This window comes from Gracilibacillus alcaliphilus, assembly GCF_016909015.1.
Taxonomy (GTDB): Bacteria; Bacillota; Bacilli; order Bacillales; family Amphibacillaceae; genus Gracilibacillus; species Gracilibacillus alcaliphilus.
Window position 1 is genome coordinate 1 of sequence record NZ_JAFBFA010000060.1, and the last position, 12,228, is coordinate 12,228.

At 37.4% G+C, this 12,228-nt stretch carries 12 protein-coding genes; 10 read left to right on the forward strand and 2 right to left on the reverse strand.

What is annotated here, in order from left to right; genetic code table 11:
• Positions 1 to 219: 219 nt before the first annotated feature.
• Positions 220 to 1,014, reverse strand: coding sequence for a MerR family transcriptional regulator (locus JOD18_RS23470; protein ID WP_204671845.1), 795 nt, complete (start codon positions 1,012 to 1,014; stop codon positions 220 to 222).
• Positions 1,015 to 1,259: 245 nt separating this feature from the next.
• Positions 1,260 to 1,634 carry a TetR/AcrR family transcriptional regulator gene (locus tag JOD18_RS25090; protein WP_204671865.1) on the reverse strand — a complete coding sequence of 125 codons (375 nt, stop codon included), beginning with the start codon at positions 1,632 to 1,634 and terminating at the stop codon, positions 1,260 to 1,262.
• Between the two features lie 485 nt (positions 1,635 to 2,119).
• Between JOD18_RS25090 and JOD18_RS23480 the strand changes: the two genes are divergently transcribed.
• The 10 genes from JOD18_RS23480 to JOD18_RS23530 all read left to right on the forward strand — a co-directional run bounded on the left by JOD18_RS23480 (position 2,120) and on the right by JOD18_RS23530 (position 12,175).
• Complete coding sequence (locus JOD18_RS23480; protein ID WP_204671847.1) at positions 2,120 to 2,701, forward strand: NAD(P)H-dependent oxidoreductase; 582 nt, start codon at positions 2,120 to 2,122, stop codon at positions 2,699 to 2,701.
• Positions 2,702 to 2,853: 152 nt separating this feature from the next.
• A complete protein-coding gene (locus JOD18_RS23485) occupies positions 2,854 to 3,369 on the forward strand; it encodes an alpha/beta fold hydrolase (RefSeq protein WP_204671849.1) in 516 nt (171 codons plus the stop codon).
• A 22-nt stretch (positions 3,370 to 3,391) separates the two neighbouring features.
• Positions 3,392 to 3,607, forward strand: a complete 216-nt coding sequence (locus JOD18_RS23490; RefSeq protein ID WP_204671851.1) for an alpha/beta fold hydrolase — start codon at positions 3,392 to 3,394, stop codon at positions 3,605 to 3,607.
• A 788-nt stretch (positions 3,608 to 4,395) separates the two neighbouring features.
• Complete coding sequence (locus JOD18_RS23495) at positions 4,396 to 4,935, forward strand: NADPH-dependent FMN reductase (RefSeq protein WP_204671853.1); 540 nt, start codon at positions 4,396 to 4,398, stop codon at positions 4,933 to 4,935.
• A gap of 75 nt (positions 4,936 to 5,010) precedes the next feature.
• Entirely contained in the window at positions 5,011 to 5,835 is an 825-nt protein-coding gene (locus JOD18_RS23500; protein ID WP_204671854.1) for an NAD(P)H-binding protein, read from the forward strand.
• 282 nt (positions 5,836 to 6,117) lie between these two features.
• Complete coding sequence (locus tag JOD18_RS23505) at positions 6,118 to 7,806, forward strand: GAF domain-containing sensor histidine kinase (protein WP_204671856.1); 1,689 nt, start codon at positions 6,118 to 6,120, stop codon at positions 7,804 to 7,806.
• 2 nt (positions 7,807 to 7,808) lie between these two features.
• Positions 7,809 to 8,438, forward strand: a complete 630-nt coding sequence (locus tag JOD18_RS23510; RefSeq protein WP_338029608.1) for a response regulator — start codon at positions 7,809 to 7,811, stop codon at positions 8,436 to 8,438.
• 261 nt (positions 8,439 to 8,699) lie between these two features.
• A complete protein-coding gene (locus JOD18_RS23515) occupies positions 8,700 to 9,245 on the forward strand; it encodes a Rossmann-fold NAD(P)-binding domain-containing protein (RefSeq protein WP_204671860.1) in 546 nt (181 codons plus the stop codon).
• A 1,082-nt stretch (positions 9,246 to 10,327) separates the two neighbouring features.
• A complete protein-coding gene (locus JOD18_RS23525; protein WP_204671863.1) occupies positions 10,328 to 11,233 on the forward strand; it encodes a DUF2268 domain-containing putative Zn-dependent protease in 906 nt (301 codons plus the stop codon).
• A gap of 531 nt (positions 11,234 to 11,764) precedes the next feature.
• The gene (locus JOD18_RS23530) at positions 11,765 to 12,175 is read left to right on the forward strand and encodes a MerR family transcriptional regulator (protein ID WP_204671864.1); all 411 of its coding nucleotides are present in this window, start codon (positions 11,765 to 11,767) and stop codon (positions 12,173 to 12,175) included.
• Positions 12,176 to 12,228: the final 53 nt, after the last annotated feature.

Sequence of the window (12,228 nt, forward strand, 5' to 3'; positions counted from 1 at the left end):
GCAATGGTCATGAACCAGTTCTTAATTCATGACCATCTTAATGAACGAGTGTTAAAGTATTTAGAATAACTTACACACTTTTCTTGACAAGCCCGGCTACTGGTTTTTTAAGTTTCTTTACTCCATTCACATGTATTCCCCGCTTTACAGTAAGAATTTAGTAAATACATTTACTAATACCTACAGTTTAAACCTGGGGGTTACTCACAGGTCAATGCATTACTCTATGGGTGCATAAATTTCTAAAAATACACGTTCAAGTTCATCTTCATAAGTGGTCAGTAATATATTGATATAAACCAGCCCCAAAAGTTGATAACCATGTTCTATTGCTGCTTCTCTAAGACCGGCTTCCACGTTATGATCAATATTTTTCACGCCAGTTGACCATCTGCCATTTTCAACAACGGTATATATACATTTTGGATGAAATAGAATGTCTCCGTCTATGTCTTTATCAGAATCTTCGACCTTTCTGACAATAATAAACTTTTCCTCGATCATACCTGCTTCATTGAAACGTATCACTCTTCGTAAAGAGGTTAGAGTAACGGCTCTTTTTAAGTTGTCTGTGTTCTGTTTAAGTGTTTCATATTGATCATATGTCGTAAAATGTTCCATTTCTCCTTTGACTTCTAAAGCCTTCATTTCTTTGACAGTGTATGTCCCTAAGAATTGTGTAACCTTTTCGCAGTCTTCTTTGACAATCTGAAGTTTTTTCAAAAGAAGTTTCTTATATTTGATGTCCTCTAAAACTTCTTGTTCTTTTTCTTCTAATAAGAATTTGATTCCCTCTATACTCTTACTCTTTCGTAATTCTTGGATTTTTTTAATTTCAATATCAATTTCTCTATAGAAATTTACCGTTATCACATCATATATATCAAAATGACTGTATTTTCTATATCCATTTTCAACATCTTGTTTTGGATGGACTAATTCCTTTTCTTCATAGAATTTCAAGGTATCTCTAGATACACCTAAAAATTTAGCTACTTGTCCAATTGTATACATGATATCCTCCTTGTATTTCCTCTTGCTTTTGCAGCCTTTTGGAACGCTCTTTCTATTCTTTCTCAACAAGCGTTCATGGATGAAAATTAGTTGTTGCTTCCACAAGCATTGTTTAACAGATAACATTCAATAACCGCATTTCAAAAAAAGACACCTTTATAATAGTTGTCTTATACTCTTTTTTGTAAAAAATCTATACATATAGCTGCTAATTCAGCAGGAGACTCTTTTGCTCCATTCTCTATTCAGATGTAAAGCAACGACCAAAATATACCAATGGTAAAAGCATTCGCATACATTGCGGTGTCATGATTAATTTTTTTACTAGTTAAATAATAGTCGTTAAGCTTAGGAACATATTTTTGATATTGCTTAAAAATATATAACATTAGTTCATTATTATATATAACCTTAAGGTATGCTAGATGATTCATCCAAAATAAAAAATGATTATAAATTAGTTCTTTACAATTTGAAGCAAAATAATTTCCTTGGAATGAAGAATATTCTAAGAATAACAATTCTACAGATTCTTCAGGCACGTCTTCTTTATTTTTAAAATACCGATAAAAAGTTTTTCTGCCTACTCTAGCTTCTTGAGCGATTTGAGTAACAGTAATTAGTGAAAATCATACGTTTCCATTACAGAAAATAGACTAGTCATTATATCTTCTTTTTTTCCCATTCTTCCCTCTTGACACACATTCCATCAATCTGTTTCAGTCGATTGAAAATGAACTTTTTTCTATATAAACTATACCTATCTGACACAACTGTGTCAACGAAGGCAGGGGAATGGGATGTATAAATATGGGAAATGGTATGTTATCAATGGAACGAACCAGTATATTCATATATTGAGTAATGATTTAGATAATCCAATCTTAATATATGTCATGGAGGGCCAAGGGATGCAGCCCTGCCCCTTGTCGAGCATTTTGGAAAAATAGGAGCCTGTAGAAGGGCTGAAATACCTTCCATGTGTTACGTTTCAATAGCGGTATTTGGTCACCACACTACCGGCCAATATCACTCATTCAAAAGAGTTTTTATAAACTAAAGAGCAGATTGATGGAATGAACGTTTCTGAACTGAGATAATGTGTGTGTCAATAATTATAGAGGGAGAGAGTCGTATCGGAACAAAGATTAATATTGTAGCCTTATCAGGAAGTATTCGGAAACAATCATCCACTCAAAAAGCACTTCGTAATCTAAAAAACGTTATGCCTGAAAATGTTGACTATGAAATATACCATGGTATGGAAAACCTTCCGCATTTTAATCCAGAATTAGATGGGGACCAACCACCGGAAGAGGTGCAAGTATATAGAGAATTGCTTTCAAGAGCAGATGGAGTTATTATCTGTACACCCGAATATATAAAGGGTGTGCCCGGTGTCTTGAAAAATGCTTTAGAATGGTTGGTGTCATCTGCTGAACTTTATACGAAACCTGTAGCAGCTATTACAGCTTCAGGCAATGGAGAAAACGCTCATCAAGCATTAGAACTCCATTTAAGCATGTTACATGCGAATGTATTTGATGGTGGAGCCTTATTAATTTCAGGAGCAGACAGTAAATTGAATGAAGATGGGAAATTTGTAAAAAGTGAGGTCAATGCCTCAATAAAGTTATTAATTGCTAAATTGATAGAAGAAATTAATAAGGGAGCTTCTTTTAAATAAATAGTTATTTGTTTAATAGGGCTACAAAACCATTGAAAATAATGACATTTTCCTAAGACTCTACGAAGACATTAAACATAAACAATATCAATATCCAGTGCTATACTGCTGGCGATACAGGTCCACCTGTTATTCTTTTACATGGTGCAGGCGTGGCTTCTGTTCCAATCTCTCGGAGTGAAATCATAGAGCCTTTAGCTGAAACGAATCGTGTATATGCTCCAGATTTACCTGGGTATGGATTGAGCGATAAACCTGATATAGAATATTCTCTATCGTTTTATATCGATTTTTTGAAACAATTCATGGATACCCTGAACCTTGGTCAAGCTAGTTTGATTGGTTTGTCACTTGGTGGGGGGATATCTCTAGGATTTACGTTGGGATATCCAATGCGAGTCGAAAAATTAATATTGGTATATGTATGGGGTATTTTCAATAAACTTCCTTTTCGCCGTTTATTCTATTGGTATACCCAGACCTTTGTCAATGAACTATCTTATAAATTGTCCAGTAAATGTAGGATGTTTGTGAAATGGACATTGTTAAATAGCTTGTTTGGGGACCTAGACCAGTTATCAGAAGAGCTTGTGGATGAAATGCAGGAAGTATTAAAGGCCTCCAATGCTGGTAAGGCGTTCATGTCATTTCACAGAGGAGTGAAATGAAAAAAAAGGCATTCGCACAAATGTGGCAGGAAGACTTTCTGAAATAAAAAATCCAACATTAAGTGTGCATGGTACTGATGACACAAGTGTCCCCATTCAATATGCGAAAGAAGCACATGAAAGTATAAGCAAATCGGATATTTATCTGATGGATGGGTGCAAGCATTGGCCTCAAAAAGAGAGACCAGGTGAATTTACCCAAGTTATAACAAACTTTTTATGGAAAGATGATGCCTGATTTCTTTTGGCTTATCGGATTCATTTAACTAGTCATCAGCTGGTCTGAGAGTGGAGATGAATCTGCTTTAACGGACTGTAGATTAGCATGCATAAGTACGATTTGTGTTCTCTAAACAGACGATAGATTTTGTATTTTATGAACATTAGGATAGCCAGCTCCAATAATATTCTTAATTGATTTATATCCTTCTAACATACCTACAATCATCCTTTCTTCATTGTGTTGATAATTCGGAGATAATCCATTCTATCCAATCCTTTTCCATACTATAATGTATTCGCAGCAGCTTTATATTTGCACTTTTTCCTAGTGGAATGTCTATATCCTTATCCAATGGTTCACTAGAAATTTGTGTTATAAAATTAGCTCGTGAGTGAATTATTCTTGTGACACTCGAAGAACATTATAGGAAATTGGGAAATGAAGCAAGGTTAAAATCGGCATTTTTTGAATACAAGCTAACGAACGCGGATGGATGCTCTGGAAACTCCTGTTCCAAATCAGTTTAAAACTACAGTTACTCAAGCTGCGATTACGACAATGGTCGTAGAAAAGGTCTTATCTATGATAAGGCTTTTTCTGTATGGAGATTTTAGACAGTGGTACGAGGTGTCTGCATTCCAAAGCTAGTATAGTAAAAGTAATTCAAAAGCAAGCAATCGCTGGCCTTGCCAAACCATTATTTATCAAAATGAGTAGGTGAAGTTTACTCAGAAGAAAAGATGGTCTTGGGTTTGCGATTCCATTCATTCAGAACGATAAATAATAAAGGAGATGAAATGACAATGGAAAAATTAAGCATAGGGATTATATTAGGAAGCACACGACCGGGACGTGTAAGTCCGCAAGTAGGGAATTGGGTCAAGGAAGTGGCTGATCAACGAGGAGATGCACATTATGAAGTCGTAGATCTTGTTGACTTTAAGCTGCCATTCGTAGGAGAAGAAGGTGATCAGGAACAGATCCATGCATGGTCAGCAAAGCTTGCCAGCTTGGATGGGTTCGTGTTTATTGTTCAGGAATATAATCACAGTATTACAGGTGTATTAAAAAATGCGCTGGATTCAGCACGCGGGGAATGGAATAACAAAGCAGCAGGGATTGTAAGCTACGGTTCAACAGGGGGAGCTCGTGCAGCAGAACATTTACGCGGCATTTTAGGCGAATTACACATTGCAGATGTACGGGATCATCCAACATTCTCCATTTTTACGGATTTTGAAAACTTTAACACATTTAAACCAGCAAAATTACACCTTGAAGTTGTCCAATCCATGTTAGATCAAACGGTTGCCTGGAGCGGTGCATTAAAAACAGTACGATAAAGTGAAACATTGGTCAGTGGGAATATTCCTTAGCCCCACTGATTGTTAAAAACTAGAGCGGGAGGATATGGAACAATGAAAATTTTAGTTACAGGAGCAACTGGTAATGTCGGTCGTCATGTGGTTGAACAACTCCATCGGGCAGGGAAGCAAGTGGTGGCTCTTACCCGTAATCAAGAAACAGCACGTATGCCAGAAGGAGTAGAGGTTGTTCAAGGAGATCTCTTTACTCCCGAGACGCTTTCTTCGGTATTTGCTAGAGTTGACCTTATCTTCCTGATCACAGTAGGAGGGGAGGAGTACAGCCCGCTCCCAGGTCAGGCAATTATTCAACTCGCCGAGGAACAAAACGTACAGCATATCACCGTTCTATGGAGTGGTGAGAAAGGAACGGTGGAGCAGGCTGTAGAAGACAGTAATTTGTCATGGACTCAGCTTCATCCAGGTGAATTTATGTCAAACACGCTCGATTGGATTGACTCAATCCGAGCAGAGGGTGTTGTTCGAGAACCTTTCGGAAACTCGTTGAGTGCTTTCATTCATGAAGCTGACATTGCTGATGTGGCTGTCAGAACACTGCTGGAAAATGGTCATACAGGTAAGATTTACACATTGTCGGGTCCCGAGGCATTGACTGTGCATGAGAAAGTTCAAATTATCAGTACAGTCATGGAACGAGATATTCAATTCATTGAATTGACGGAAAAACAGGCTCGCTCAAGGATGCAGAAAGAGAATATCCCGGAAGAGCATATCGAGATGGTGATCAATTGGTTTGCTAATCCATCAAAGATGGCATATACAGTTGTTCCAACCGTTGAGGAGATTACTGGACATCCAGCACGTACTTTTAAGCAATGGGTTCGAGAGTACTTTATATGGAAGGTGAAAGATAATTGAAGGATCAAACAACAACAGGGAGGGTAGTTAATCAAGATCAGTCTATCACCATCCTTAACGGCAACATCGCGTAAGCCTATTAAACTTAATCGTCTTCCTATTAGCACTAACGATTCAGCGCCATCTTCTTTGACCATTATTAGTTAATTCGTTAAGCTAAGTATATGAGAAGCGACGATGAAGAAAGAAAAATGTTTAGTGAGTTAATGAAATAAAGAATATAGAAATACTTGATGAAATGAAAGAGATACAGTGGTGTAAAAAAATAAGGAGGAGTGGAGAATGGCCATACACTCGTCAAAGTATCAAAAAGCTTTACAAATCCAGCGGGAAATTTCTGAGACATTGAATAAGAGTACCGACCTGTATGAAATATTGCAATTATCATTGGAGCGCTTGTTGGATCTCATGGAGTTAGAAACAGGCTGGATTTTTTTAACAGAGGATGAGACATCGTATCATCTGGCTGCTGATTACCAATTTCCACCTGCAATAACCGATAATCGAGCAGAATTGATGCAATGTCATGAAGGCTGCACGGATTGTGTTTGCCTGCAGCTTTATTGGGAAGGAGCGATGAAAAAGGCGGTTAACCATGTGAAATGTATCCGTCTTGAAGAAGCTGCTAAAAATAATATGGGTGAGACACAAGGTCTTACTCATCATGCCAGCATTCCTCTTACGGTTCGAGGTAAAAAAATTGGCCTGCTAAACTTAGCTTCACCTGGACGTCATCACTTTCATGAGGATGAGCTTATTCTTTTAGAAACGCTTGCTTATCAGATAGGCGCAGCTGTTGAACGAACACGGTTATATTTACAGCAGACACAAGCAGAAGTCGATTCCGTTGCAAGCTATCTTATCGAGTCATATGCCAATGCGGAAAAAGTTAATCGCGAAATTGGCAATATTCTTAACCGCTCTGAATTATTTCAGCGAATTATGCAGAGTTTGCATGATCATTTGCCCACATGGACACATGCCGCAATTATTACAATGGAACAAGGAAGACTTACCGTCCAGTTCTGTTCAGATCAACAAGGCCCACAAGAAGTCTTCGATCCAGAAAAAGAGATCAATTTAACTGAACCGGATATTGTCCGAAGAGCCTACGTTTATCAACAGATAATACAAGACAATAAGCAGCCATTACATTTTTCTTCCTTAACAGATCATAACTCTCTTTGTTCGATTGCATGCCCCTTGTATATGCCCGAATGGCCTGAGGAAAAGTTTGGCGTGCTATTACTCAGTCGAAGTGCCCCTTTATGCAATCATTTGGAAATGGGTATGGTGGAAGGACTTGCTAATCACCTGTCAATGGGAATTGAACGCATTCGTTTGCATAAAGAATGGGAAAGATTACTCGTTGACAAGGAAAGAAATCGATTAGCCCGCGATTTACATGATTCCGTCAATCAAAAATTGTTTGCCCTTTCATTAACATCACGAGGGTTACAAGAACTCGTTGATAAGCAGGAGACCGCGGTTCTGGACGCGGTTCTTGAACTTCAACAGCTTTCTAAAGAAGCGCTGACAGATATGCGCAGTTTGATCTGGCAGCTTCGCCCCGATTATTTGGAACAAGGGCTGATGACTTTACTGATGGAATATGCGCAAAAAATTGGAATCAATCTGTCTATAGAAGCTCCAGATGATTTAGAGTTAAGTCAATCATGTAAAGAAGCATTGTTGCGAATTGGTCAAGAAGCACTGAATAATATTCAAAAGCATGCAGGGACATCTAAGGCCATGATCCACCTCCAATCAGACTCTCACCGCTTCACAATGCAAGTCATGGATCAAGGCGATGGAGGTGCTGTGGAGGTACAGCAGTCTCTGGGGATTAAGAGTATGAAAGAACGAACCGAAGAACTTCAAGGTTCTTTTCACATGAATAGCGAAAAAGGAAAGGGCACGACGATTACCGTCCGTGTACCTGTCTATAAAAAAGTAGGTGATACCCTTTGAAAGTGTTACTCGTTGATGATCATCTTGTTGTTTTAAAAGGTCTGCGTTTCTTTCTGCAAACACGGCCGGACATTGATATTGTCGGGGAAGCTCAGGATGGTCAAGAAGCTTTGAAGCAAGTGGGACAACTGCAGCCTGATATGGTGTTAATGGATGTGATTATGCCAGTCATGGATGGTATCGAGGCAACTAAACGGATAAAAGCGGATTATCCCAACGTGAAAGTGATTGTTCTTACCAGTTCTTCTGATAAAGACCATGTCATACCTGCTATTCGTGCAGGTGCTGACGGTTACCAGCTCAAAGATGTAGATCCAAGTCTTCTAGAAAAAGCAATGATCATGGTTATGGCCGGGGAAACCTCGCTTCATCCGCAAGTATCGAACCATTTAATGCTGCATGTCTCCAAAGAGGATAGGAATCTCTCCAGCTATTATGAGTTGACACCCAGAGAACGGCTGATCTTGGAACATATCACCTATGGAGAAAGCAACAAAGAAATCGCTGCACAACTCCATATAACGGAGAAAACGGTAAAAACGCATATCACAAATATCTTTGGCAAAATGGAAGTTCAAGACCGTACACAAGCAGCAATCCATGCTTTAAAACATAAATGGTTTGAAGATTAATATATAATCTTTACGAAAAGGGAAAATACATCCCATGCCAGCCATGATTAGCTTTTTCAGAAATATCTCCGCAGAGAGTATGGAGAGCAAGGAACCACTGCATCTGACCATTTCACTTGTTGACGTATAGAACGTCACGATCTTAACTCGCTAAAGGATATGCTCTTCAACTAAGTACTGACTTGAACACTGCTGGTTGTGAAATGGATTATTATGTAATGAAAGCGGTGTGAGAACAAGCAAATGAAAGGAGTAATCTATATGACACATGCCCTCGTATTTGGAGGAACTGGCATGCTTGCTGGAGCAACGAAATGGCTTATTGAAAATGCAGAACATGTATCTGTAGTCGGGAGAAACAAATACAAATTAGAACAGTTGCGTCCAGAGTATACCAACAATAATTTCCAACTTGTCACATTAGATTATAAAGATAGTAAGGCTTTGAGAGAGTTTTTACAACAAACTATACGAGTATATGGTCCCGTTGATCTGGTTGTTTCATGGATTCATAGCACTTCCCCTGACGCCATCCCTCTCATTCTTGGAGAACTTCAGCATCAAAAGAATCCATGGCGATTTATTCATATAAAAGGAAGCAGTCATAACCTTTCAGGCATTACAAACGAAATCACCGTCCCCAACAACTGTGTGTATGGTGATGTGCAGCTTGGATTTAAAATAGAGGGTTCCACATCAAGGTGGCTCACGCATGAAGAGATTTCTAACGGTGTTATTTCAGCTATACGTCATAATAAAAGGAAGACTGTTATTGGCACACTGCATCCTTGGAGCAAAAGGCCATAGTAAATATATGATAAAAGGAGATTGCATAAGTCTTTCCCTCTTCAATGGTTTTACTGAAGAGGGAAAGTAAACAAGTCCAAAAGCTAACTCAAATAATGAGTGAAGTGTTTTATCATAAACCTAATATCACTTATATAATGCCAGCGGATAAGCAATGATTAACGAAAGCGAAGAAAGTCGGTATACCTCTAAAGTTATAGGGAGGTATACCATTTTTGATAGATCAAAAGAAATCATTCATGATTTAAAATGGATATATCCCAGTTGATTATTACTAAAAGTTTTTGATGAAAAAGTTATAAGAGAGTGGGAAAATGAGCGATTTCAGCTTGCAAATGTGTGATCTAACTCCATTGTCTTGAGACGCTATCCGCTTTTAGCCTTTCCAATCTATGTCAATACTAGCGAATGAGATGAGAGTACGGACGGATACGAAAAGAGTAGTCATGCCATTTATAATATCAATGGGTTACCAAATATAGATATAAGGTATTGCAAAGCCAAATTGCATACAGAACAAGAGCAAGGTTGTGAAGCGAGAAATATAACAATTCAACAAAGGTGTGTGAGAAAAGATCATATTCATTTGTTATTGTCATGCACATCAAGTATGGCCCCCTAGCAAAATGATGCAATATCTAAAAGATTGATCGTCGAGGTGATTACAAGACGAGTTTCCAGAACTAAAGAGGCGAAGTATTTATAGTTAAGGGGATACTTCTGTGCGACAGTTGGTACAAGTAGAAGAATAATAAGAGCTTATAGCTAATCTACATCCCCTCTAAATCAAATTTAATTTTCCATAAAAGAGATTTTGAATAACCTGCAACTTTAAGGTTGACTTTAACACTGCGTCATATTTTACCCTTGTAATAGGGAGGTGAATGATACTGTTTACAGCAGAAGAGGCCTATAAAATGCCAGATTATAAACGAAAAGATTTAATAGAACAGTAACCCTCGTTACCCTTAATAAAAATGATATGAATTAACTGATTATAGACCTAGAAAGTGTATTATTTCATTTAGACCTAGAGGTTTCCGAAGAAAATCTTATGATATTTGCGAAAGAGGTAATGGAAAATGAGTTTGAACTATAAATCGATTAATACAATAGATCAATATGCAGAATTGCTTGCTATTACAGAATTAGAAGAAAGAAAAGAATATTTTCGTTACAAAATGATGGCTCCGTTTGAGGAAATGTGGAGTTTAATAAATGTCCCTATAAAAGCAAAACAAAAAAATGGTTATGACGTTTTAATGGCTACAAACATGCTAGGTTATGCAGATATCTCTAATGATATACAAATTCAACAAGGACTATCTATCTTAAAAGATAATAATGCCCATGAAGTGGCAAAAACGACGATCGAAACTTGTATAGAAACAACGCATAAAGCAGGTTTGAGAGTAAATGCCGATGAAATGAAGTTTGGATTATATGTTGCAGATCCAGATAAATTGAAACTTCAGAAGGGGTATACAGGATTTGGGGGAATTCCTGGATTTATTACTGTGAATATTTTCCCAAATGAATATAATATACCTAAAATTCCCGCGGTTATTGCTCATGAGTTCCATCACAATATTCGATTTTCTTATTTTGATTGGGACCACGGAAATGTAACATTGGGAGATTACCTTGTTATCGAAGGTTTAGCTGATTCATTTGCACAAGAGCTATATGGAGAGGAACAGTTAGGTCCATGGGTGACCAGTATGGATCAAGACGATTTAGATTATTCCATCGATGTGATTGGAGAAGCTCTAGGGATAAAAGGGTTTGCAGAAGTCAGTAGTTATATGTTTGGAGATGAGATTGCCAAACAAGAAGGATACCAGCCTGTAGGTCTTTCTTTTTGCGCTGGTTATGCAGTAGGATTTAAGGTTGTTCAATCTTTCATGAAGAGGCACAATAAAACGATATATGAAACGACGCTGCTTTCTAGTGATGAAATCATTAATGGGTCTGGCTTATTTTTATAAAAATTTAGTGAGGTATATACTCGCCATATTTGTGTACATGAGAAGAAATTGGAATATGACTTTAACAAATTATATGTGCTTTATATAGCTATTCCTGAATGGATCAAAATTATTGATCTGTGTGAGCTTGGACAGCAAGCTATAATGCTCGAAACTAATCGTTTAGTGGAATTATCTGATTACATATGGATCTATGTTAAGAAATTCAGCATTTCTAGTGTTCAATTTTTTGACATAGATTTATTTTTGGTCTTTTTCTGCATAAATAAAAAAATTAATGCTTTAAGATAACAAACTCATGCTATTACCTCCTAATTTAGAGGGGATGCCTATATCTTGCTTGTGAGAAGTAGTAGTGCCCCTTATTAAGTAGAAAAATTAGATATCCCTCCTTTTTTATCCTATCTGTAGGGGCTGGCATTTCATTCTAATATTGGATGAGAATATGGTGTGAAAATAAAATCTTGACCCTAACACCGTGTCATGATTTATGATATTGCTACAGTTAAAAAATAAAGGGGGAAATCATGAATGAAAATTGGGGAATTGTCAAAGAGAACGGGAGTAAGCATTCGTTCCTTACGATATTACGAACAGAAGAACCTAATTCGACCTTCGAGGCTAGATAATGGATATCGAGAATTTGAGGAATCTGATATTGAAAAAGTAAAAGCTGTGCAATTATTTTTGAAGATAGGAATGAATACGGATGAAATTTATCATGTATTAGCTTGCGATGATTTCCATTTCACTGAAAGTAATGGATGTGCTCATATTGCAGTAGAGCTTTACTCTGAGCGATTAATAAATGTCCGTAAGCAGATCCAACATTTGCAAAAGATTGAACACCAGTTAGAAAATCTTGTGGACTATTGGGAAACAGAGCAAGAAAAAGAAACATTAGAAAGCATTCCTGTAATGAAGAAATATGAGGGGAAATGAGCGTAGAATCAATTTTACAGAAAAGAATCCCCCTTGGTAGTATAGAGAGTGTC